The following is a 20,896-nucleotide window of genomic DNA, read 5'->3' as shown; positions in this document are numbered from 1 at the left end:
GGGAAAGCCGCGATCTCAGGTTAAATCTTTGTAATAATGATGCTTTGTGAAGCGGAGTTAATCTAGTTCAACTTCCACGCGGCCTTGCGGCCGCGCCGCGCGCAGAACGCCTCCCATGGATGCCTCTGCGGCTTCCGTCCTCTATATGTTGATCCGTCTTCCGCTCCACAGGAGTAAGGCGCCGGCGATCGCCACCAGCGCCCCGTAAACGATCCAGGGCGTCTGGTTTATCATGAAGCTGGTCGCGGGGTAGGGGAAGAGCCCGGTACCCTGGCCAATCCAGATGAGGCCGATCAGGATCGCGAGAATACCGACGGTCGTAAGGGCGAGCTTTGCGAATGCCATGTTACCAACTCCGGTGGGTCACGCAGGCATCATAGGTGCTGCCTGCGTGGAGAGAAACGGAATTCTAACCGGCTTGACGCGCCCTTAGACCGATTTCGATGCGCCGCCATCGACGCGCAGCATGGTGCCGGTGACGTAGCTCGCGGGTTCGGAGCAGAGGAAGGCGCCGGCGGCGGCGAATTCCTCCACCTTGCCGAGCCGGCCGGCGGGGATCGACTTGACCGATGCGGCGCGGACTTCCTCCACCGTCTTGCCCTGCCGCTTGGCATTCGCGCCGTCGAGTTCGTCGATGCGGTCCGTGTGGATGCGGCCCGGAAGCAGCATGTTGATGGTAATGCCGAAGCCGGCGACCTCCGTCGAGATCGTCTTGTTCCAGCCGACCAGCGCCGAGCGCAGGGTATTGGAGAGCGCGAGGTTTGAAATGGGCTCGAAGACGCCGGAAGAGGCGACGGTGAGAATGCGGCCCCAGCCCTGCTCCTTCATCTGCGGCAGGAAGGCGTTGGTGAGCGTGATGACGCGCAGCACCATGGATTGGAAGAAGGTTTCGAGTTTGTCGGCGGTCATTTCCTCGGCCGTGCCGGGGGTCGGTCCGCCGGTATTGTTGACGAGGATGTCGATGCCGCCGAGCTTTTCCTTCACGGCCGCGGTCATCGCTTCCACGAAATTGTCGTCGGAAAGATCGCCCCAGACCCAATCGGCCTTGCCCTTGCCCTCGGCGTTGATCGTCTTGCAGTTCTCGGCAAGCCGGTCACCGGATCGGCCGACGAGCAGCACGTTTGCTCCCTCGCGGGCGAGCGCTTTCGCGATACCGAGGCCCAGCCCGCGCGAAGAGGCGAGAACGAGGGCGCGTTTGCCGGTGATTCCGAGGTCCATTGTGAAGTCCTTCCCTGACGAAAATCGAATGCTGACTTGTTATAAGCAGGTGATCCGGTTTTGAAAGACCGGTTCAGCCCCGATATGGCTTCTTTCAGAACGGCACCTTGCCGGGATTGAACAGGCCGTTCGGATCGAGGGCTTTTTTCAAGGCCCTCGCCAATTGCTGCTTTTGCGGCGAGACGAAGGTCTCGTAGCCGTAACGCTTTTCGAGGCCGACGCCATGCTCGGCGGAGAAGCTGCCGCCGGCTTCCGAAATGCCGGAATAAACGGCGTTCTCGACGGAGCGCAATTCCTCCTCCGGCAGCGGACCACGCTTGATGAGCGTCAGATGCAGGTTTCCATCGGCGACATGGCCGTAAACGTAGGCGGCATAGGTGGGATCGATCGCCTTCAGCCGTGTTTCGAGACCGGTCACATAAGCATCGAGGAAAGTCGGCGGCACGGAAATGTCGAAGGAGGCGGCATCCGGGATTTCCGCGTAATAGAAGCCGGAATCCTCACGGATATCCCAGAAGCGCCGCGCCTGGTCGAGCGATTGGGCGATGACGCCGCCCTTGAGCGAAAGCGCCTCCCAGAGATTTTCCAATCCTTCTTCGAGCGCGGCTGTGGCCGTCTCGACGGTTTCGCCCGATACCTCGACCAGCAAAGCCGACGCATCATCTTCAAGCCAGGAGAGGTCGAGCGCTTTTAGTCTGGCATGGTCGCGGACATAGCGGGGCCACATCATTTCGGCGGCCTCCAGGGTGATGCCCGGCAGCGACCGGAAATGCCGGATCACCCTAAGCGCCGTTCGCGCATCCTGAACCCCGATCATCGCGGTCGCACGATGGGGTCGCTTCGGCTCAATCTTGAGGACCACGCGGGTCACGAAGCCGAAAGCGCCTTCGCCGCCGATGAAGAGCTGTTTCAGGTCCGGGCCGGCGCTGACCTTCACCACACGGGTAAGATCGCGGAAGATTTCGCCGGACGGCAGCACGGCTTCGATACCCAGGATCTGATGCCGCATGACGCCATTGCGGAAGGCGAGGATGCCGCCGGCATTGGTGGAAACCATGCCGCCGATCGTCGCCGATCCACGCGAGCCGAGATCGACGCCGGTCATGAGGCCGAGAGGCTCAAGCGCGGTCTGAAGCGCCTCGAGCGTGACGCCCGCCTCCACGGTGGCGGTCATCTCTTCGGGATCGATCGCAACGATCCGGTTGAGCCGCGCGGAAGAGAGGATGACCTCGCCGGCCCGGCTGACATTGCCGCCGACGAGCCCGGTGAGCCCGCCTTGCGGCACGATAGCGACGCCGTTTTCGGCGCACCAGGAAATGAGCGCGGCGGCAGCTTCCGTGGAAGAGGGTTGCGCCATGACGCCGGCATCGAAGTTGTTGCTGTGCTCGCCTGAGTGCCGGCTCTTCAACACCTCTGGACCCAGAACGGCAAGATCGGGATGAAGGCCGGTGAGACGTGTGGCAAACTGGTCGGCGTTGAAGGTCATGTTGGGCATGGGCTCGACTGCGGATTCGGTTGCCAATCTCTAAGGCGTGGCAAGGATATGCGCAAACCCTCTTGCTAAGTCATCAGGTTGTATGACAACTAAATGCCCATTGAGTTGCTGAGGACAATTATTGACGCTAACGTAAACGTCAATTATTCTCGCTAAAAAATCGCGGTTCTGTTTATCTGGTCAGAGGGTGTCGCATCCCGGCTCGACAAGCTTTCCGGCTTTTGCCAAGGAGAGGCTGATAAAAGGGAACCCCAAAGTGGAGGTTGATCGATAATGAGCGAAGACATGGAACTCCCCGAACGTGAGTCGATGGAATTCGACGTCGTGATCGTCGGGGCGGGGCCTGCCGGCCTGTCGGCTGCCATTCGCTTGAAGCAGGTCAATCCCGAGCTTTCCGTCGTCGTGCTCGAAAAGGGCTCGGAAGTCGGCGCTCATATCCTTTCGGGCGCGGTGGTCGATCCGGTCGGCATCGATGCGCTTCTGCCCGGCTGGCGCGAGGAGGAAGGCCATCCCTTCGATACGCCGGTGACGGACGACCAGTTCCTGTTCCTCGGTCCCGCCGGTTCGCTCCGCCTGCCGAACTTCATGATGCCGCCGCTGATGAACAATCACGGCAACTACATCGTCTCGCTCGGGCTCGTCTGTCGGTGGCTGGCAGAAAAGGCCGAGGCGCTGGGCGTCGAGATCTATCCCGGCTTTGCCGCGACCGAAGTGCTCTACAATGATGCTGGCGCGGTGATCGGCGTTGCCACCGGCGACATGGGCATCGAGCGGAACGGCGAACCCGGCCCGAATTTCACCCGAGGCATGGAACTGCACGGCAAATACGTGCTGATCGGCGAGGGCGTGCGCGGCTCGCTCGCCAAGCAGCTCATCAACCGGTTCAAGCTGGACGAGGGCCGCGAGCCGCAGAAATTCGGCATCGGTCTCAAGGAGCTCTGGCAGGTGAAGCCGGAGAAGCACAAACAAGGCCTGGTGCAGCATTCCTTCGGCTGGCCACTCGGCATGCAGACCGGCGGCGGCTCCTTCCTCTACCACCTGCACGACAACCTCGTGGCGGTCGGCTTCGTGGTGCACCTGAACTACAAGAACCCGTATCTCCATCCCTTCGAGGAGTTCCAGCGCTTCAAGACCCATCCGGCGATCCGCGACACGTTCGAAGGGGCCAAGCGCATCTCCTACGGCGCCCGCGCGATCACCGAGGGCGGCTTCCAGTCGGTGCCGAAGCTTTCCTTCCCCGGCGGCGCGCTGATCGGCTGTTCGGCGGGCTTCGTCAACGTGCCGCGTATCAAGGGCAGCCACAACGCGGTTCTGTCCGGCATGCTGGCGGCCGACAAGATCGCAGCGGCGATCGAAGCGGGCCGCGCCAATGACGAGGTCGTGGAAATCGAGAACGAATGGCGGGCAAGCCCGATCGGCAAGGACCTGAAGCGGGTGAGGAACGTCAAGCCGCTCTGGTCGCGGTTCGGCACGGCCGTCGGCATCGCGCTCGGCGGGCTCGACATGTGGACCAACCAGCTCTTCGGCCGTTCCTTCTTCGGCACGCTGAAGCATGGCAAGACGGATGCGGAGAGCCTGGAGCCGGCTGCCAAGCACAAGCCGATCGACTATCCGAGGCCGGATGGCGTGCTGACCTTCGATCGCCTCTCCTCGGTCTTCCTGTCGAACACCAATCACGAGGAGGACCAGCCGGTCCATCTGCAGGTGAAGGACATGGACCTGCAGAGGCGTTCCGAATACGAGGTCTATGCCGGGCCTTCGGCGCGCTATTGTCCGGCAGGCGTCTACGAATGGGTGGAGAAGGACGGCGAGCCGACCTTCGTCATCAACGCGCAGAACTGCGTGCACTGCAAGACCTGCGACATCAAGGACCCCAACCAGAACATCAACTGGGTGCCGCCCCAGGGCGGCGAGGGCCCGGTCTATCCGAATATGTGATGAGCGAGCGTTCGGCGATCCCCATCGGGCGCGCACGCCCCGCCGATCTCGATCGTATGGCGGAGATCGAATTGGATGCGCACGAGGTCTGGGCGGCCGCCTGCGGCTTTACCGGCGAACCGTCGGTGATGCCCCGCGAGGCGCTGAAGAAGGCGCTTGGTGAAGGCTTGCTGTTCGCCGCCGCCGATGAAGCCGACAGGGCCGTCGGCTTCCTTGCCGCCACGGAGCGGGAAGGCCGGCTTCACATCGGTGAAATGAGTGTCGAGACTGCCTGGCAGAAGAAGGGCATCGGCCGTCGCCTCATGCAAACCGCGCTCGAGGAGGGGCGACGGCGTGGCCTTCCGGCAGCAACGCTCACGACCGATCGCCTGATTACCTTCAACGCGCCCTTCTATGCCTCGCTGGGCTTTCGGGAACTCCCCCAGGCCGAGCTTCCGCCGGACTTGAAAGAGACGCTGGCGGCCGAGATCGAGGCCGGCCTCGATCCTGATCGGCGGATTGCGATGATTGCTCGCCTCGCCCGTTAACGCGCTCGTGATTAACGCCTGCCCTCTCCGGTTAGCATTTCGTTAACCATAATCTTCGTAGCGTACGACTCATGAGGGTATGAATTACGGGGATACATTCATGACGATCTCGCGCCGCGGATTTCTGATCGGGTTGCCTCTGCTGCTTGCCGGATGCGCTTCCAGCGGCGTGATGAACCACCAGGCCCAATATGCCGCCCTGCCGGATGAAGAGCATCCGGTGAAAAGGGTGCCGATCGACAAGATCAAACCGGAACTGCGCCGCCAGGAAGTGGCTTACGAGACGCCCTATCCGGCCGGCACGATCGTCGTCAACACACCCGAACGCCGGCTCTATTACGTGCTCGGTGACGGCCGTGCCATGCGCTACGGCGTCGGAGTAGGGCGCGCGGGCCTTGCGCTGGCCGGCAACGCCTATATCGGACGCAAGGCGGAATGGCCGAGCTGGACACCCACCCAGAACATGATCCGTCGTGAACCGGAAAAGAACCTGAAGTATGCAGGCGGCGTGCCGGGAGGTCCGAACAATCCCTTGGGTGCCCGCGCCATATATCTTTACCGCAACGGCAACGACACCATGTTCCGCATCCATGGCACGAACCAGCCGCAGACGATCGGTCACGCAGTGTCGAGCGGCTGTGTCCGCATGATGAACCATGACGTGATCGACCTCTTCGAAAAGGCCAAGGTCGGCGGCCGCGTCGTCGTCCAGCAGGCCTGAGAAAGCCGCTCTAGCGCGATTTCCAGGCCACGACCATCAATGCGCCGATGACGGTGATGTGCTCCATCACCACATGGAATTCCATCGTCTTGAACGGCTCTTCCATCGCCCAGAAATTGTGGGCGATCGGAATTGTGAGCGCCGTGAAAACGGCGAGCGCGCCGGCTCCCAGCCAGGTCCAGCGATTGAGGATGATGAGCAGCGAGCCGCCGAGCTGGACGATGATCGTCGCGATGTTGAAGAGGGTTGCCGGCTCCAGCCCGAAATGCGCCATCTCCGCCACGCCGGCATCGAAGCCGATGAGCTTGGCAAGGCCGCTCCCCCAGAACATGAAGGTGAGCGCGATGCGCGCCAGATAGCCGAACCAGGTCGAGCCCGTAATGGCCGAAACCGGATTGCCGAAACTGTTCGTCTGAAGCGTAGCCATATGAAATCCCCCGCAGAAAAATGCCCAGGGGGATTTCATAGCTTATCGGCGAGACTTCGGTAAGATGTCGGCCGATGGCTTACGCCTATTTGGCGAGAGATGCGCCTATGGCGTTCCTGGCTCCCTCAGAAACCGGCCATCAGAAACCGGAAAGAACCAGCTTTCCCTTGGTGCGGCCGCTTTCGATCATGGCATGGGCCTTTTTCAAGTTCGCCGCATTGATGGGCCCAAGCGTTTCTGAAAGCGTGGTGCGGATTCTGCCGGCGTCCACCAGTTCCGCCACATGGTTGAGCAGCTTGTGCTGTTCGATCATGTCCGCCGTCTGCCAGACGGGCCGCGCGAACATCATTTCCCAGTGGATCGACAGCGATTTGCCCTTGAACGGGCTGATGCCGATCGGCTGCGTCGGATCGTCGATGAGGGCGAAACGGCCCTGCGGCGCGATCAGTTCGATGATGTCGGCGACGTGCTGTTCCGTCTGTGTCGTGGAAAAGACGAAGGGAGGCGCGCCAATGCCGAGGCCGGCGATCTGCGGCGCCATGGGAGACCGGTGATCGACGGTGTGATGCGCGCCGAGCGACTTGATCCAGTCCTTCGTCTCGGGCCGGGAAGCACTTGCGATGATCGTCAGGTCAGTAAGCTCGCGGGCGAGCTGGATGGAAATCGAGCCCACCCCACCGGCGCCGCCGATGATGAGGATCGCGTTGGCCGCTCCCGATACCTTGTCCTGTACCTTCATGCGGTGGAAAAGCGTCTCGTAGGCGGTGATCGCGGTAAGCGGCAGCGCCGCGGCTTCCTCGAAGCTCAGCGTCTTCGGCTTGGCGCCGACGATCCGCTCGTCCACCAGATGGAATTCCGCATTCGTGCCCGGCCGGTTGATCGCGCCAGCATAATAGACCTCGTCGCCCGGTTTGAAGAGCGTGACTTCCGGGCCGACGGCCTTCACGACGCCCGCCGCGTCATAGCCGAGGACCCGGTGCTGGCCGTTCTCGACCGAGGCCCGGACCTTCGTATCGACCGGATTGACCGAAACCGCCTTGACCTCGACCAGCAGGTCGCGCGCCCTGGCTTCCGGGACGGGCAGTTCGATATCGATCAGCGAGGTTTCGGCGCTGATGGGCTGAGGCTTGTCGAATCCGACTGCGCGCATGGAAAATCTCCTTGGTCTTCCTGTGGTGTTCATTGTGCAGGGACTAGATGGCGCCTATGTTCGAGGTCCGCAAGAATGCACATTTTTGGTGTATAGTGCCAAAAAGGATACCGTAGAGGACGAGGCCATGTCGAAACCCCGCGCGAAATTGACCGATAACTTTCCGGGTTGCCCGGTGGAATCGACCTTGAGTTTCCTCGACGGGAAATGGAAGGGCGTCATCCTCCATCATCTCTTCGAGGAGGGCACGTTGCGCTTCAACGAGCTGCGCCGCCGCATTCCATCGGTGACGCAGCGCATGCTGACCAAGCAGCTTCGCGAGCTGGAAGAGGCGGGGCTGGTGCAGCGTACCGTCTTTCCGGTGGTGCCGCCCCGCGTCGATTACAATCTGACGCCGCTCGGCCAGACGCTGGAGCCGGTCATTGCGGCCCTGCGCCTATGGGGCAATGAGCATGTCGTCTGCCGCGATGGCCGGAAATATATGGTCATGGAGCGGGATGAGGTGCCTTCAGCCGCGGCCTGACGCCTTCCGCTCGAGGCTCATCGATATGGCGAAGACGCAGAGACCCGCGAGCGACAGCACCGAGCCCACATAGCCGGTGGCAGCAAAGCCCCAGCCCCAGGCGATCACCAGCCCACCGAGCCAGGCGCCGAGCGCGTTGGCGATGTTGAAGGCCGAATGGTTCGAGGCTGCCGCGAGCGTCTGGGCGTCGGCGGCCACATCCATCAGCCGCGTCTGCAGGGCAGGGCCCGCGGCGAAGCCGCAGCCGATCAGGAAAACGCAGAGGCAAAGCACCGCCGGATACTGCGCAAAGGCGCCGAAGATGGTCATGACGATCACGTTGAAGACCATCGTGCCGCCGATCGTGCCGTTCAGCGAGATGTCCGCCAGACGCGAGCCGACGATATTGCCGACATTCATGCCGATGCCGAAGAGGGCGAGCACGATGGACACCGTCGCCACCGGCATTTGCGCGGTCTCGGTGGTTGTCGAGGCGATGTAGCTGAAGACGGAGAACATGCCGCCGAAACCGACAGCGGCGACACCGAGCGTCAGCCACACCTGGGCGCGGCCGAAAGCGCTGAGCTCCCTGCGGATGCTGGCGCCTTCCTGAACCTTGTCGCGCGGCTGGAAATACCAGAGCAGCGCCACGGTCAGGGCACCGATCCCGCCGACGAGCAGGAAGGCGGCGCGCCAGCTCATCATCTGACCCATGAACGTGGCAAGCGGGGTGCCGGCAAGCGTGGCGATCGTGAGCCCGAGCATCACCCGGCCGACCGCGCGGGCGCGCTTGTTCGGCGGCACCATGGAGGCGGCCACCAGCGCCGCGACGCCGAAATAGGCGCCATGCGGCAGGCCGGTGATGAAGCGCAGGATCGTGAAGCTCCAGAAATCCGGCGCGATCGCACTCAGGATATTGCCCAGCGCAAAGATGGTCATCAGGATGAGCAGCAGAGCCCGGCGCGTCATGCGTGCCGCCGCGACCGCGATGATCGGAGCGCCGATCACCACGCCCAGCGCATAGGCGCTGATCACATGGCCTGCCTGCGGAATGCTCACCTGATAGGTCGCCGCCACATCCGGCAGCAGGCCCATGATGGCGAATTCGCCCGTGCCGATGCCGAAGCCGCCGACGGCAAGAGCGATCTCGATCAGGATGACGGCAAGCTTCGAAAGCGGCGCGCTTTCGGCAGCGCTGTTCTCCGCGCTGGAGGCGGTCTCATAGGAAACGGCAGTATCGGTCATGGCACGGGAGCGGCTGGAAAAGAGAGGTAGGGAAACAATTCTCGCCGAAAGGCGAGCGCATCATTGAAATGACGAGTTCACCGTATCATCTCGTTGTGCATTGCGGTAGGGCCAAATTTTGCCTTGGCCGGGTTTCACGGCATCGTGCGTAGTGCAGCAAGCCGAGCCGTCTGGTTTAAACCGCAATGCGCAACCAAATGGCAGGTGATCCGTTATGAAGCCGCCGTTATCCCCACCCTTGAGAGCCCCGACACCATGCATTTCGTAGCCGTCTTCAACCGCGATGGCGGTACCTTTAGGACCACGGACATGGACGCTTATTGCGATCATGCCGTCGGCACCTTCAGGGCGGCGGGCCACGAGATCGAGTGCCATGTGGTCTCGGGCGATCAGGTGGTCGAGACCATGGAAAACGCGGCCTCCATCTCCGGCGTCGATGGTTTGATCGCCGGCGGAGGCGACGGTACGATTTCGGCGGCCGCCGGAATTGCCTGGAAGAGCGGCACCATGCTCGGGGTAGTTCCGGCCGGCACCATGAACCTGTTTGCCCGCTCCTTGAAATTGCCGCTGGACATCTGGCAGGTGCTGGGCGCGCTCGCCAACGGCGAGGCGGACAATATCGATATCGCCAGCGCCAACGGCAGGAGCTTCGTCCACCAGTTTTCCGCCGGCCTGCATGCCCGCATGGTGCGCTACCGCAATTCCATGACCTTCGGCTCGCGGCTCGGCAAGATAAGGGCAAGCACGCGCGCGGCCGTCGGCGTCATGTTCAATCCGCCCGAGTTCGAGGTGGAGTTCAACGCAGAAGGCCAGACCGGCCATCGCAAGGTTTCGGCGATCTCGGTTTCCAACAACGAGTTCGGACCGGATCCGCTGATGTATGCCGATAGTCTGACGCGCGGGCATCTCGGCTTCTACATCGCCGATCCGTTGACGCCTGCCGGCGTGGCGAGGCTGGCCCTCGATATCCTGCGCGGGAAGCTGAAGGAAAACGCTTCGGTGACCGCCATGACGGCCACGGAAGTGGAACTCCATTTTCCCCGCGAACGTCACGAAATCCGCTGCGTCATCGATGGCGAACTCCTGCCGATGGACCGCGACGTGAAACTGCGCATCCATGCCGGCGAGCTGAAAGTGCTGGTCAGCGCTCCGCAGCAGCGCGCGGATGAAGAACAGTTCGGCAGCGGGATTTGAGAAGACGCGGCTGCTAGGCCGATGACACGACCTGGTTCCGGCCGCGCGCCTTTGCCTGGTAGAGATTGATGTCCGCAGCCTTGAGGCAAGCTTGGGAATCAAAGCCCCGCTCGCAGTAGAAGGCGCCGATGCTTGCCGAGACTGCAACAGCTGTGCCGGAAGTGGAATGAATATCGAGGCGCTCTATGCGCTCGCGCATTTCCTCGCACCGTTTCAACATGTCCCGGCTCGTGGCGCCGCCTTGAAAGAGAGCGAATTCCTCGCCGCCGAGCCGGCCGGTTATGTCGAACTGGCCTCGATAGGCGGCGAGTATATGGCCCACCCGGCGGAGAACGTCGTCGCCGGTCGCATGGCCATGGAGATCGTTGATCGACTTGAAATGATCGAGATCGAAGAAGATCAGCGCTCCGGTCATCCCCTTGCGGCTGAAAGCATCCAGCTCTTCCAGAAAAGCGTTCCTGTTCAGCACGCCTGTAAGCCCGTCCCGGCGCGATTGTTGCCTTAATTGCTCATAGGCAAAGGCTAGTTTTTCCAGTGCGTCCGCGGTTGCCGCCTCGGCTTGCCGGACCCTTTCCGATTGCCAGAAATGCAGCGCGGAAGCGGGAATGGAAATCACAAGCGGGCAGAGGATGGTCATGACCAGCCCGGCGCCGGCGACTTTTCCGCCCATCATCGGAACGAAGATGAATGAAAGAGCCAGCGATGCCAGCATGGAAAAAAGACCGGTCAGCAGTGCTTTGACTAGGACTCTACGCATGGACAGCGCCGGAAGCTAAGAACTATTCCGCCTCCTTAAGCGCCATGACTTTAAGATAGATGAAAAATCGACCTTTTTATTTATGAGATCGGTGCCCGGTCGATCAAATCCGCGGCAGATAGGTCTGGTAATCGAAATCCGAGACGGTGCGCAGGTAAGTGATCGCCTCCTTGCGCTTGGTGTCGCCGTAGAGCTTCTGGTAGGCCTCTCCGAACACATCCCTGATGAACGGCGAAGCGGAAAAGTCCTCGACCGCCGTCAGGAAGTCGTGCGTCAGCCGTCTTGTGCCTTCGGGCGGCTGCTTGCCGGGCTCGGTGGCAGGGCCGGGATCGAGCGTTTCGTCTAGCCCGAGCAGCATGCCTCCCAAGATGGCCGTCAGCAGCAGATAGGGATTGGTGTCGGCCCCTGCGACCCGATGCTCGATGCGCGCGGCCGGGCCTTGCGCGTCGGGGATGCGGACCGCGGTTCCGCGATGGCCGTAGCCCCAGTCGATATCGACGGGCGCGAAGGAACCGGGCTGGAAGCGGCGATAGGAATTGGCAAATGGCGCAAAGATAAGCTGCGCATCGCGCATCGTGTCGAGCATGCCGGCACAGACGGATTTCAGCAGCGCCGGATCGCCGCCCCTGGCGTCGAGCACGTTGTTGCCGTCACGGTCGATGACGCTCGCATGTACGTGTAGCCCGGAGCCCGCCTGATCCGCATAGGGCTTGGCCATGCAGGTGGATTTGAGCCCATGCCGCTTCGCGGCCTGTTCGGCGATGCGTTTCAGGTAGATGCAGTCATCGGCGGCCGCCAGCGCATCCGCCCTGTGCAGCAGGTTGATTTCGAACTGGCCGGGACCGAATTCGGCCGTCGTCGCATCGGCAGGCAGGCCCAGCGCCTTCGTCCAGGCGCGCACCGTCTGGAGATAATCGTCCAGCGCGTCGACGGCACTCATGTCGTAGAGCTGAAAACCGTTCGGCTCGTCGCGATACATGAGTTTTGCGGGCGGGCGGGGCCGGCCGGTTTCCCGCCAGTCGTCCTGCACCACGTAGAATTCCAGTTCGGTCGCCACCACAGGCGTCAGGCCACGGTCCTCGTAACGCTTCAGCATGGCCGCGAGAATGCCGCGGGGGTCCATGAAGCTCGGGGAGCCGTCCATCTCGTGCATGGTGGCGAGCACCTGCTTCGAACCTTCCGGCGCCCAGGGCATGGGGGCGAGGCTGCGCTCGTCGGGAATGCAGACGCCGTCCGGATCGCCGATGGTGAGCGAAAGCCCCGTAATGTCGTCGTTGTCGTCGCCCCAGATATCCAGCGATTGGGTGGAGGAGGGCAGCCTCACCGCGCCGTCCCAGACCTTCTTTTCCTGCTCGAGCGGGATCTGCTTGCCGCGAAGATCGCCGTTCATGCCGACGAGAAGGATTTCGATGCGGGGAGGGGCTGTTTCTGCGGCCATGAGTTCGTTCTTCTAAGGGTGTTGCCGAAAACAGTTCGTAGCCGATAAGAATTGGCGGCACAATCAGAGCCTTCGGCCAGGGAGATACGCCGTGAACGACAAGCCCGCGCTTTCCAATCTCGCCGCGATCGATGCCGCCCATCATCTTCACCCGTTTTCCGACATGAAGAAGCTGAATGCGGCGGGCACGCGTATCATCGAACGCGCGGAGGGTGTGCACATCTACGATTCCACCGGCAAGAGATACCTGGACGCCTTTGCCGGGCTTTGGTGCGTGAACGTCGGCTATGGCCGCAGGGAGATCGCAGAGGCCGCCTCTCGGCAGATGCAGGAACTGCCCTATTACAACAGCTTCTTCGGCACCACGACGCCGCCGACCACTCTTCTTGCCCAGAAGATCGCCTCCCATACCGACGGCAAGCTCAATCGCGTCTTCTTCACCAATTCGGGCTCCGAGGCGAGCGACACCTGGTTCCGTATGGCGCGCGTCTACTGGAAGGTTCTCGGCAAGCCGGAAAAGACGTTGGTGATCGCCCGCCGCAATGCCTATCACGGCTCGACCGTCGCCGGCGCCTCGCTCGGCGGAATGAAATGGATGCACGAGCAGGGCAATCTGCCCATCGAGGGCATTCACCATATCGGCCAGCCCTACTGGTATGCGGAGGGCGGCGATCTCTCTCCCGCCGAATTCGGTCTCAAGGTTGCCCGCGAACTGGAGGAGAAAATCGATGAACTCGGCGAGGATCGCGTCGCCGCCTTCGTCGCCGAGCCGATCCAGGGGGCTGGCGGCGTCATCATCCCGCCGGAGACCTATTGGCCGGAGATCGCCCGCATCTGCAAGGCGCGCAACATCCTGCTGGTCTCCGACGAGGTGATCTGCGGTTTCGGCCGGCTGGGCACATGGTTCGGACACCAGCACTACGGCTTCGAACCGGATCTGGCGCCGATCGCCAAGGGGCTCTCCTCCGGCTATCTGCCGATCGGCGGCGTTCTGATGAGCGATCGAGTAGCGGAGGTGATGGTGGAGGAGTTGGGCGATTTCTATCACGGCTTCACCTATTCCGGCCATCCGGTCTGCGCCGCCGCCGCGCTCGAGAACATCCGCATCATCGAGGAAGAGGGGCTGGTCGAGCGGGTGCGCGATGATATCGGCCCTTATTTCGCAGCCGGACTGAAGTCGCTGGAGGATCATCCCATGGTCGGCGAGGTTCAGAGCGTCGGCTTGATCGGAGCGGTGCAGCTTGCTGCCGACAAGAAGACCCGCGAACGCTTCAAGGACGGCGAGCGCGCCGGTGTCGAGGTCCGCAACCATTGCCTGACCAATGGCCTCGTCCTGCGGGCTACGGGCGACCGCATGCTCTATTCGCCGCCTTTGATCGTTACCCGCGCCGAAGTGGACGAGATGATCGACACCACCCGCAAGGGCCTCGATCACGGCTGGAAGGTGATGGGGGAGTGAAATCGGCCATCGTCGCGAAAATGGCGACGATCATTGCTCCGGCGGATAGGCCCAGACATAGCCGAAGGTGAAGAAGTCGTCGCCATCCCCGTAGTGATAGGGCAGGGTGACATGGCCGGTGACCGTTTTCGCCGCCGGTGACTTGGCGGCGAGCCATGCGGCAAGGTTCTGCGGCAGCGGCGTCTCCTCGCCATCCCGCTTCCAGATCAGCAGGATCGGGTGCTCCCTATCCCAGGGATAGGAGGGCTCGAAACTCTGATAGCCGGGAACGGTGACGGGAATGCCGCTTTCGTGAAGACGTATATTACCCGCCATCTGCATGTCGTTCGCGGCAATGATCGTGGGCTGATGCGGCCCTTCCGACAGGATTTTCGTGACGGCGGGCCCGTAGGGGACGTTCACCTTCTCGTAGTCGTCGTCGGTCCAGGAATCGAAGGGAACCCGCAGGGTCAGCACCCCGATGACGAGAACGGCGATAACGGCAGAGATCCCGAGCGTGCGCTTCAAGGCGCCTTCGAGTGTCGGCCTGCCGGAGGCTTCGATCTTGAGGCAGAGATAGAGCGGCAGAACCAGGAAGAAGGGCGCGAGCCAGCGGTCCTTGATATGCGTCGCCCCGGTGAACAGGATCATGCAGGCGAGCGCGATCAGAATGATCACCATCATGCGGCCGATCAGGCGCGTCCAGATGTTTTCCGCGCGAAGGGCCTCGCGAAGCCCTCGACCGAAGATCACGGCGAAGAGCGCCAATGTCAGGGCACAAAATCCCACCAGCGCGAGCGCAAGCGACAACAGGCCTTCCGCCCGCGTTGCCAGCAGGCCGGCATTCTCTTCTATATGCAGTTTCCCCAGCGTGCGGCCCGTTGCGACATCCATATGCTGGAGGAACCAGAGCCCATGAGGAGTGACGATCAGAAGGGTGATCGCGATCGTTGCCAGCATGCGCCAGTCGAACAGGCGGCGGCGAAACTCCGCCTCCATCATCGTCGCGAGCAGCGCGGCGGCCGGAAGAAGGGCGAAATTGTATTTTGAAATCAGCCCTATGCCGATCGCGGCCCCGGTCAAGGCATAGCCTATGAGCGAAGGCGTCTTCAGAGTCCGGGTGAAGCCGTAGAGAAACAGGCAGGCGGCAAATATAACGGCGACCGTATGGGTCAGATCGCGCTGCGCCTCGAAACTTACTTGCGGGATAGTCAGCAGCCCCAGCGTGGCGATGATCGCAAGATCCCTGTTCTGCAGCAGTCGGTTGGCGGTCAGGCCGTAGAGCAGATAGGAGAGAAACAGCAATCCGTTCTTGAGCACGGAAAGGCTGGCGACCGAAGCGCCGGTGAGGGAAACCACCGCATATTGCAGCCAGTTGTAGAAGGGCGGCTGGGTATCGTAGCCGACCGCGAACCACTGGGCGAGGAAGAGCTGCTGCCCCTCATCGAGTTCCAGCGATCGCGGCAGACTGAGCCTGGCGACCACCTGCAGCACGAAATAGCCCGCGAGCAGCAGGTAAAGCAGTGCCGGCTGTCGTCTCAGGGCTTCGACCATCAGCCTTCTTTTCTATGGGTCGCGCGTACGATGTAGAGGGGTGCGTTTTCGCTGCCCATATAGCTGCGCGTGATGAGTTCTGCGACGATACCCGTGGTGATCATCTGCATCGATGACAGGAACAGCACGACGCCGGCGAGCAGAAGCGGCCGCGTTCCGATATCTTCTCCGAGGATGAACTTCACATAGGCGAGATAGAGGAAGATCACGCCGCTTAAGAAACCGAGCACCAGCCCGATCATCCCGAAGAAATGGCCGGGCCGCGCCTTGAAGCGCATGAAGAACAGCACCGACAGAAGGTCGAGGAAGACGCGGAAGGTGCGCGAAATGCCGTATTTGGATTCACCGAACTGCCGCGGATGATGGGTCACGACCGTCTCGCCGATGCGCGTGCTCGGGATCACGCTCGCCACCCAGGCCGGGATGAAGCGGTGCATGCCACCGATGATCTGCACCTGCTTGATGATCGAGGAGCGGTAGAGCTTCAGGCCGCAACCGTTGTCGTGGATGTTCACGCCGGTCACCCAGCCGATCAGACGGTTCGCGCACCAGGAGGGGATCTTCCTCAGCACCAGGGCGTCCTGCCGGGCCTTGCGCCAGCCGGCAAGCAGGTCGAGGTCGCGCGCCTCGAGTTCCGCTATCATCGCAGGGATATCGTGAGGGTCGTTCTGGAGATCGCCGTCGAGCGTCACGATCAGGCGGCCCTGCGCGGCATCGAAACCGGCCTGGTAGGCGGCGGCCTTGCCGAAATTGCGCTGGAACTCGATGATCTTGAGGTCCAGTCCCTCGCGACCGAGATATTCGCGCGCGTAGAGAAGTGTCCGGTCGGTGCTGCCATCGTCGACGAGGATCAGTTCCCAGGGCTTGCCGAGCCCCTTCAAGGCATCGCAGACCCTATCCAGCATGGGACGGAGGCTTTCCTCCTCGTTCATGACGGGGATAAGGACCGTCAGCTCGTAGGGATAATAATCCACGGGCTGCGGATGTGTTGCTGCGGACATTTGGTGCAAGGCGGTGGCTCCGGAAAATACTGGCCTTTCGTTCGGCGTTTGTTATACGAACGCCCGAGCCCATACAACGCCAATCTCCAGAGATACCAATGGACAAGATCGAAGAGGAACGGCGGCCTTCGGCCCTTACGCGCCATCGGCTTACGCTGATCGCTGCGGCTTGCGTTATCTTGTACGCCGGTTTCCTCCAATATGTCTGGGGCTGGTCTTCCCTGATCGCCGAGTGGCATGCCGTCGGCTACGGCACGGTCGCGCTTGCCATGCTTCTCCTGGTCTCGACCTATTTCGTCCGGGCCTACCGCCTGTACGATTATTTCCCCTCGCAGACGAAGGGGAGGTTCGTGGAGGTCTTCCATGTCACTCAGGTGCACAACATTCTAAACATCATGCTGCCCTTCCGCAGCGGAGAGACGAGCTTTCCGCTCCTGATGCGCAGCGAGTTCGGCGTTGGCCTGCTGCATGGCACGGCGGCGCTCTTGGTGATGCGGCTGCTCGATCTTCACGCCTTGCTCGCGGCAGGTGGCCTGGGACTCGTTCTTCAGGGGAACCGGCCCTGGCTGGAGTGGCCGCTATGGATCGCCTTTCTGGCCGCGCCGCTCGTCGCCTTTTTCATAAAGGGTCCGCTTTTCGATTTTGCGCTGCGCAAATCCTCCGGCAAGCCCCACAGGATTCTCGAAAGTATTCGCGAGGGGCTTCCGGCGGATGCCGGGGTCTTCGTGCGGGCCTGGGTGCTTACCATCGTGAACTGGGGAACCAAGGTCCTGGTGTTTGCCTGGTGCCTGCGGCTGCTCGGCGTTTTTCCGATAGCGGCCAGCTTCGGCGGCGCGCTTGGCGGAGAGCTTTCGTCCGTGCTGCCCTTGCACGCGCCGGCCGGTGTCGGGACCTACCCTTCGGGGATTGCCGCGGGTGCTCTCCTGCTCGGCGCGGACAGGGCGGCCCCGGCCGTCGCAACGCTCGCGAAGGCAAGCGTCAACATGCATCTGATCATCATCGTCTCCGCCCTGATGGGAGCGGCGCTGTCGATACTGATGGCGCATGGGAAGCGCCGGCTCGCCGCCGGCGCGTGATAGTGAAGCCGGCCGCGGCCGACTACTGGAACGCCGTCTCGTAGAAGCTGCGCAGCTTGCGCGAATGCAGCTTCTCGACAGGCATGGCCGCCAGCTTCTGGACGGCGCGGATGCCGATCTGCAGATGCTGGCTCACCTGGGTGCGATAGAAGGCCGTCGCCATGCCCGGCAGTTTCAATTCGCCATGCAGCGGCCGGTCCGAGACGCAGAGCAGCGTGCCGTAGGGCACGCGGAAGCGGAAGCCGTTCGCCGCGATCGTCGCCGATTCCATGTCGAGAGCGATCGCCCTCGATTGCGACAGGCGCTTCACCGGCCCGCGCTGGTCGCGCAGTTCCCAGTTGCGGTTGTCGATGGTGGCGACGGTCCCGGTGCGCATGATCCGCTTCAGCTCGAAGCCCTCGTAGCCGGTGACTTCTTCGACAGCACTCTCCAGCGCCTGCTGCACCTCGGCGAGCGCCGGGATCGGCACCCAGACGGGCAGGTCGTCGTCGAGCACGTGGTCCTCGCGCACATAGGCATGCGCAAGCACATAGTCGCCGAGCCGCTGGCTGTTTCGCAAACCCGCGCAATGACCCACCATCAGCCAGGCATGCGGACGCAGCACGGCGATATGGTCGGTGATCGTCTTGGCATTGGACGGGCCGACGCCGATGTTGACGAGCGTGATCCCCGCATGCCCTTCCTTCTTGATGTGATAGGCCGGCATCTGCGGCATCCGGGCAGCGATCGTCGTTTCCGGCTTGTCGGAGCCAGCCGGCGTGATGATGTTGCCGGGCTCCACGAAGGCGGTGTAACCCTCGCCGCCGTCGGCCATCAGCTTGCGCGCCCAGGCGGCGAACTCGTCGATGTAGAACTGGTAGTTCGTGAAAAGCACGAAATTCTGGAAATGCTCGGCGCTGGTTGCCGTGTAGTGGCTGAGCCGGGCGAGCGAATAGTCGATCCGCTGCGCGGTGAAGGGCGCAAGCGGCGCGGGCACGCCGGGCACTTCCTCGTATTCGCCGTTGGCGATCAGATCGTCGGTATTGTTGAGATCCGGCGTGTCGAAGAGGTCGCGCAGCGGGATATCGGAAAGGGCTGCCGCGGACGCTTCCACATGCGCGCCGTCACCGAAGGCGAAATGCAGCGGTATCGGCGTCGTCGATTCCGAAACCTTCACCGGAACGCCGTGGTTTCGCATCAGAAGATCGAGCTGTTCGATCAGGTAGTGCCGGAAGAGCTTCGGGCGCGTGACCGTGGTCGTGTAGACGCCCGGCGCCGTCACATGTCCGTAGGAGAGGCGGGAATCCGCATGCCCGAACGAGGTCGTCTCGATGCTCACCTGCGGATAGCAGGCCCGGTAGCGGCCGGTGATCGGAGCACCTTCCGCCAATGCGCCGAACGCGCCGTTCAGGAACTTCGTATTTCGCTCGTAAAGCTCGATCAAAGCCTCGACGGCCTGTTCGGCATCATCGAAGACACGCGGCTCATAGGGGCTGGGGCTGATGAAACTCAAAGGAGATAGCGAGAAGATTCGTGTGTTCATGCGCCATTATATGCTGAAGTCGTTGACAAGCAAACGACGTCGAGAGGCCGCACCCGGAATTCCTCACTGATCCATGCATCAGCCAGGCTCTGCCTCAGAGTAGGGCGACGCAGCCCGGCATGGCCGAATGGTGGCAAGGCGCGACGCTGCCGAGAACGCGATGGCCGCGGTCGTTGCTTGCGACCAGCGCGGAGAAGGAAATCGCGAAAAGCGCCACGATCAGCGTCATGATTGCAAAACGGCGTGCGATGACAGACATGGTCGTCTCCCAGATCCAATGACGGCAGAATAAGGGCGACGGGCTGAACCTCGGCTGAGAGCCCGGTTCATCTCATGTTCACTATCGTTACATTGCGTGATCTGCGAGTGCGCATGCGGTTTTCACGAAAAAAAGCCGGCCTGAAATGGCCGGCTTTCGTGTTGTTTGCCTCCGCACGATGGATGCGACCGGTGCGGAAAGCGGTATCTTGAAGGAACTGCTTTAGTCCTGTGGACGCAAGGCTCCCTCATAAAAGTCACCGCGGTCCTGGGAGCCGTCGATATAGGTGTCTGCAGGCCCCTGCGATCTCCACATCATCTGGCTACCGCCATCGATGCTACCGGTCGACATAGGGTCTACATAACGGCCCTCATCGAGGTTCTGCCGCTCGGTATTCAAGGAAGGCCGATTGTCAAAACGATCGCCATAGACGGTGCTCTGGGCGAAGGCCGAGCCCGCAAACGCTGCGGAAGCGAGAAGAGTGGCTGCAATGCCGGACTTGAGATAGGATTTCATTGCTTTGTCCTTTCCATGCGTTTCGGCAGCAAGGCCACGGATATCGCCATGGCTTGCCTGATATTAACCGGCAGGAATGGACATCGTTCCGTGAAAAGCTGAGTTTCCTGCTCACGATGTGGACAGAAATTTTCAAGGGGTCGTGAGGTGGGTTCTGCGGCGCTCCGGCCACACCTCTGAACCAAGAGAGCAAGAATAGTTCAAGATCACGCCGTGTTCTCGTTGATTCGATCGCGGCGCTATTCTAAGCTCGCATTGATGTTACCGCTCGTATCCGGCGATGACATCGCACAGCACCGGAAAGGCGATTGCGACCCGCCTTTTCCAATCGGTGTCTTGAATGAACTGCGAAAAGCCAGTCGCTGAGCGGCTGGCTTTTTTCTGCGCTTTTTCTATTCGGACCCTCGAACGAGGCTTGTGCCTCGATGAGGAGAATTCCGGCTTAGTTCGGGCGGGTTGCGCCCTGGTAATAGTCGCCGCGATTGACCGATCCGAGCGAATTGTCGAACGTGTGGTTGCCACGGGTGGTCTGCTCGAAGCGGGTATAGCCGGTGCCGCCGATGCTGCCCGTGTGACGAGCGTCGACATGCGACTCGGAGGCGTTCTTGTCAGCGCCCTGGTAATAGTCGCCAGCAGCGAGAGCGGCGCCGCCAAAGGTCGTCGAAGCGACAACGGCAGCAATGATTGCCAAAGACTTGGTCATTTTGCGTATCCTTTGAGTTTTGGAGGTCTCCCGGCACCTAAGGTTTGCGACCGGTGCGCGGGGAGACCGTGTGTCCTGAATGAACTGCGCCGATTAGTTCGGGCGGTTCGCGCCTTCGTAGTAATCGCCACGATTGATGGTCTGATCGTTCTGGGCGAGTACCGAGTGGTTGCCGCTGTTGATGCTGCCGGTGTGGCGGGCGTCGACATGCGACT

At 61.8% G+C, this 20,896-nt stretch carries 21 protein-coding genes; 7 read left to right on the top strand and 14 right to left on the bottom strand.

Going from position 1 to position 20,896, the window contains the following annotated elements; genetic code table 11:
* Positions 1–141: 141 nt before the first annotated feature.
* The 3 genes from YH62_RS18065 to YH62_RS18055 form a co-directional block, all read right to left on the bottom strand.
* Positions 142–345 (bottom strand): hypothetical protein, encoded by a 204-nt coding sequence (locus tag YH62_RS18065; RefSeq protein ID WP_046795670.1) that lies wholly within the window; start codon positions 343–345, stop codon positions 142–144.
* Between the two features lie 84 nt (positions 346–429).
* Positions 430–1,218, bottom strand: a complete 789-nt coding sequence (locus YH62_RS18060) for an SDR family oxidoreductase (RefSeq protein WP_046795669.1) — start codon at positions 1,216–1,218, stop codon at positions 430–432.
* Between the two features lie 94 nt (positions 1,219–1,312).
* Complete coding sequence (locus YH62_RS18055) at positions 1,313–2,713, bottom strand: FAD-binding oxidoreductase (RefSeq protein ID WP_046795668.1); 1,401 nt, start codon at positions 2,711–2,713, stop codon at positions 1,313–1,315.
* Between the two features lie 273 nt (positions 2,714–2,986).
* Here YH62_RS18055 and YH62_RS18050 point away from each other — a divergent pair, with 273 nt between their 5' ends.
* From YH62_RS18050 to YH62_RS18040, 3 genes are all read left to right on the top strand, one after another.
* The gene (locus YH62_RS18050) at positions 2,987–4,651 is read left to right on the top strand and encodes an electron transfer flavoprotein-ubiquinone oxidoreductase (protein ID WP_046795667.1); all 1,665 of its coding nucleotides are present in this window, start codon (positions 2,987–2,989) and stop codon (positions 4,649–4,651) included.
* Positions 4,651–5,178 (top strand): GNAT family N-acetyltransferase, encoded by a 528-nt coding sequence (locus YH62_RS18045; RefSeq protein ID WP_082118410.1) that lies wholly within the window; start codon positions 4,651–4,653, stop codon positions 5,176–5,178. The genes YH62_RS18050 and YH62_RS18045 overlap by 1 nt, the downstream gene beginning before the upstream one ends.
* Positions 5,179–5,278: 100 nt before the next feature.
* Positions 5,279–5,899 (top strand): L,D-transpeptidase, encoded by a 621-nt coding sequence (locus YH62_RS18040; RefSeq protein WP_046795666.1) that lies wholly within the window; start codon positions 5,279–5,281, stop codon positions 5,897–5,899.
* 10 nt (positions 5,900–5,909) lie between these two features.
* On the opposite strand, the gene YH62_RS18035 is transcribed toward YH62_RS18040, so the two are convergent.
* Entirely contained in the window at positions 5,910–6,326 is a 417-nt protein-coding gene (locus YH62_RS18035; protein WP_082118409.1) for a DoxX family protein, read from the bottom strand.
* A 139-nt stretch (positions 6,327–6,465) separates the two neighbouring features.
* Positions 6,466–7,476: a zinc-binding alcohol dehydrogenase family protein gene (locus YH62_RS18030; RefSeq protein ID WP_046795665.1), complete on the bottom strand. Its 1,011-nt coding sequence runs from the start codon at positions 7,474–7,476 to the stop codon at positions 6,466–6,468.
* Positions 7,477–7,603: 127 nt separating this feature from the next.
* Between YH62_RS18030 and YH62_RS18025 the strand changes: the two genes are divergently transcribed.
* Positions 7,604–7,999 carry a helix-turn-helix domain-containing protein gene (locus YH62_RS18025; protein WP_046796027.1) on the top strand — a complete coding sequence of 132 codons (396 nt, stop codon included), beginning with the start codon at positions 7,604–7,606 and terminating at the stop codon, positions 7,997–7,999.
* Here the strand turns inward: YH62_RS18025 and YH62_RS18020 are convergent.
* On the bottom strand, positions 7,985–9,223 hold the full coding sequence (locus tag YH62_RS18020; RefSeq protein ID WP_046795664.1) for an MFS transporter: 1,239 nt from the start codon (positions 9,221–9,223) through the stop codon (positions 7,985–7,987). The two genes, YH62_RS18025 and YH62_RS18020, sit on opposite strands and share 15 nt — an antisense overlap.
* Before the next feature lie 255 nt (positions 9,224–9,478).
* Here YH62_RS18020 and YH62_RS18015 point away from each other — a divergent pair, with 255 nt between their 5' ends.
* The gene (locus YH62_RS18015; RefSeq protein ID WP_046795663.1) at positions 9,479–10,417 is read left to right on the top strand and encodes a diacylglycerol kinase family protein; all 939 of its coding nucleotides are present in this window, start codon (positions 9,479–9,481) and stop codon (positions 10,415–10,417) included.
* A 13-nt stretch (positions 10,418–10,430) separates the two neighbouring features.
* Here the strand turns inward: YH62_RS18015 and YH62_RS18010 are convergent, their stop codons facing one another.
* Together YH62_RS18010 and YH62_RS18005 are read right to left on the bottom strand one after the other, a co-directional pair.
* Positions 10,431–11,174: a GGDEF domain-containing protein gene (locus YH62_RS18010; protein WP_046795662.1), complete on the bottom strand. Its 744-nt coding sequence runs from the start codon at positions 11,172–11,174 to the stop codon at positions 10,431–10,433.
* A 103-nt stretch (positions 11,175–11,277) separates the two neighbouring features.
* The gene (locus YH62_RS18005; RefSeq protein ID WP_046795661.1) at positions 11,278–12,612 is read right to left on the bottom strand and encodes a glutamine synthetase family protein; all 1,335 of its coding nucleotides are present in this window, start codon (positions 12,610–12,612) and stop codon (positions 11,278–11,280) included.
* A 91-nt stretch (positions 12,613–12,703) separates the two neighbouring features.
* On the opposite strand from YH62_RS18005, the gene YH62_RS18000 reads away from it, so the two are divergent.
* A complete protein-coding gene (locus YH62_RS18000; RefSeq protein ID WP_046795660.1) occupies positions 12,704–14,071 on the top strand; it encodes an aspartate aminotransferase family protein in 1,368 nt (455 codons plus the stop codon).
* A gap of 30 nt (positions 14,072–14,101) precedes the next feature.
* On the opposite strand, the gene YH62_RS17995 is transcribed toward YH62_RS18000, so the two are convergent.
* Together YH62_RS17995 and YH62_RS17990 are read right to left on the bottom strand one after the other, a co-directional pair.
* Positions 14,102–15,604 carry a glycosyltransferase family 39 protein gene (locus tag YH62_RS17995; RefSeq protein WP_046795659.1) on the bottom strand — a complete coding sequence of 501 codons (1,503 nt, stop codon included), beginning with the start codon at positions 15,602–15,604 and terminating at the stop codon, positions 14,102–14,104.
* Positions 15,604–16,605 carry a glycosyltransferase family 2 protein gene (locus YH62_RS17990; RefSeq protein WP_046795658.1) on the bottom strand — a complete coding sequence of 334 codons (1,002 nt, stop codon included), beginning with the start codon at positions 16,603–16,605 and terminating at the stop codon, positions 15,604–15,606. Before YH62_RS17990 ends, YH62_RS17995 begins: the two co-directional genes overlap by 1 nt.
* A 98-nt stretch (positions 16,606–16,703) precedes the next feature.
* On the opposite strand from YH62_RS17990, the gene YH62_RS17985 reads away from it, so the two are divergent.
* Positions 16,704–17,681 (top strand): lysylphosphatidylglycerol synthase domain-containing protein, encoded by a 978-nt coding sequence (locus YH62_RS17985; protein ID WP_046795657.1) that lies wholly within the window; start codon positions 16,704–16,706, stop codon positions 17,679–17,681.
* A gap of 22 nt (positions 17,682–17,703) precedes the next feature.
* Here the strand turns inward: YH62_RS17985 and amn are convergent, their stop codons facing one another.
* The 4 genes from amn to YH62_RS17970 form a co-directional block, all read right to left on the bottom strand.
* Positions 17,704–19,203 (bottom strand): AMP nucleosidase, encoded by a 1,500-nt coding sequence (amn, locus tag YH62_RS17980; RefSeq protein WP_046795656.1) that lies wholly within the window; start codon positions 19,201–19,203, stop codon positions 17,704–17,706.
* Between the two features lie 94 nt (positions 19,204–19,297).
* On the bottom strand, positions 19,298–19,462 hold the full coding sequence (locus YH62_RS30195; protein WP_156176968.1) for a hypothetical protein: 165 nt from the start codon (positions 19,460–19,462) through the stop codon (positions 19,298–19,300).
* A gap of 222 nt (positions 19,463–19,684) precedes the next feature.
* Positions 19,685–19,978, bottom strand: a complete 294-nt coding sequence (locus YH62_RS17975) for a hypothetical protein (RefSeq protein WP_046795655.1) — start codon at positions 19,976–19,978, stop codon at positions 19,685–19,687.
* 442 nt (positions 19,979–20,420) lie between these two features.
* Positions 20,421–20,681 carry a hypothetical protein gene (locus YH62_RS17970; protein WP_046795654.1) on the bottom strand — a complete coding sequence of 87 codons (261 nt, stop codon included), beginning with the start codon at positions 20,679–20,681 and terminating at the stop codon, positions 20,421–20,423.
* Between the last annotated feature and the right edge of the window lie 215 nt (positions 20,682–20,896).

Origin of the sequence: Rhizobium sp. LC145, from assembly GCF_001005825.1 — a bacterium.
Lineage (GTDB): Bacteria > Pseudomonadota > Alphaproteobacteria > Rhizobiales > Rhizobiaceae > Neorhizobium.
This window is presented reverse-complemented; position numbering and strand designations above follow the sequence as displayed.

What these genes read in the sequence shown, in the direction of transcription:
- YH62_RS18030 (WP_046795665.1), bottom strand. Translation starts at nt 7,476, where the DNA reads ATGCGCGCAGTCGGATTCGACAAGCCTCAGCCCATCAGCGCCGAAACC.
- YH62_RS18065 (WP_046795670.1), bottom strand. Translation starts at nt 345, where the DNA reads ATGGCATTCGCAAAGCTCGCCCTTACGACCGTCGGTATTCTCGCGATC.
- YH62_RS17975 (WP_046795655.1), bottom strand. Translation starts at nt 19,978, where the DNA reads ATGAAATCCTATCTCAAGTCCGGCATTGCAGCCACTCTTCTCGCTTCC.
- YH62_RS17985 (WP_046795657.1), top strand. Translation starts at nt 16,704, where the DNA reads ATGGACAAGATCGAAGAGGAACGGCGGCCTTCGGCCCTTACGCGCCAT.
- YH62_RS18060 (WP_046795669.1), bottom strand. Translation starts at nt 1,218, where the DNA reads ATGGACCTCGGAATCACCGGCAAACGCGCCCTCGTTCTCGCCTCTTCG.
- YH62_RS18010 (WP_046795662.1), bottom strand. Translation starts at nt 11,174, where the DNA reads ATGCGTAGAGTCCTAGTCAAAGCACTGCTGACCGGTCTTTTTTCCATG.
- YH62_RS18035 (WP_082118409.1), bottom strand. Translation starts at nt 6,326, where the DNA reads ATGGCTACGCTTCAGACGAACAGTTTCGGCAATCCGGTTTCGGCCATT.
- YH62_RS17990 (WP_046795658.1), bottom strand. Translation starts at nt 16,605, where the DNA reads ATGTCCGCAGCAACACATCCGCAGCCCGTGGATTATTATCCCTACGAG.
- YH62_RS18020 (WP_046795664.1), bottom strand. Translation starts at nt 9,223, where the DNA reads ATGACCGATACTGCCGTTTCCTATGAGACCGCCTCCAGCGCGGAGAAC.
- YH62_RS17995 (WP_046795659.1), bottom strand. Translation starts at nt 15,604, where the DNA reads ATGGTCGAAGCCCTGAGACGACAGCCGGCACTGCTTTACCTGCTGCTC.
- YH62_RS18025 (WP_046796027.1), top strand. Translation starts at nt 7,604, where the DNA reads ATGTCGAAACCCCGCGCGAAATTGACCGATAACTTTCCGGGTTGCCCG.
- YH62_RS18045 (WP_082118410.1), top strand. Translation starts at nt 4,651, where the DNA reads ATGAGCGAGCGTTCGGCGATCCCCATCGGGCGCGCACGCCCCGCCGAT.
- YH62_RS18040 (WP_046795666.1), top strand. Translation starts at nt 5,279, where the DNA reads ATGACGATCTCGCGCCGCGGATTTCTGATCGGGTTGCCTCTGCTGCTT.
- amn (WP_046795656.1), bottom strand. Translation starts at nt 19,203, where the DNA reads ATGAACACACGAATCTTCTCGCTATCTCCTTTGAGTTTCATCAGCCCC.
- YH62_RS30195 (WP_156176968.1), bottom strand. Translation starts at nt 19,462, where the DNA reads ATGTCTGTCATCGCACGCCGTTTTGCAATCATGACGCTGATCGTGGCG.
- YH62_RS18055 (WP_046795668.1), bottom strand. Translation starts at nt 2,713, where the DNA reads ATGCCCAACATGACCTTCAACGCCGACCAGTTTGCCACACGTCTCACC.
- YH62_RS18005 (WP_046795661.1), bottom strand. Translation starts at nt 12,612, where the DNA reads ATGGCCGCAGAAACAGCCCCTCCCCGCATCGAAATCCTTCTCGTCGGC.
- YH62_RS17970 (WP_046795654.1), bottom strand. Translation starts at nt 20,681, where the DNA reads ATGACCAAGTCTTTGGCAATCATTGCTGCCGTTGTCGCTTCGACGACC.
- YH62_RS18050 (WP_046795667.1), top strand. Translation starts at nt 2,987, where the DNA reads ATGAGCGAAGACATGGAACTCCCCGAACGTGAGTCGATGGAATTCGAC.
- YH62_RS18015 (WP_046795663.1), top strand. Translation starts at nt 9,479, where the DNA reads ATGCATTTCGTAGCCGTCTTCAACCGCGATGGCGGTACCTTTAGGACC.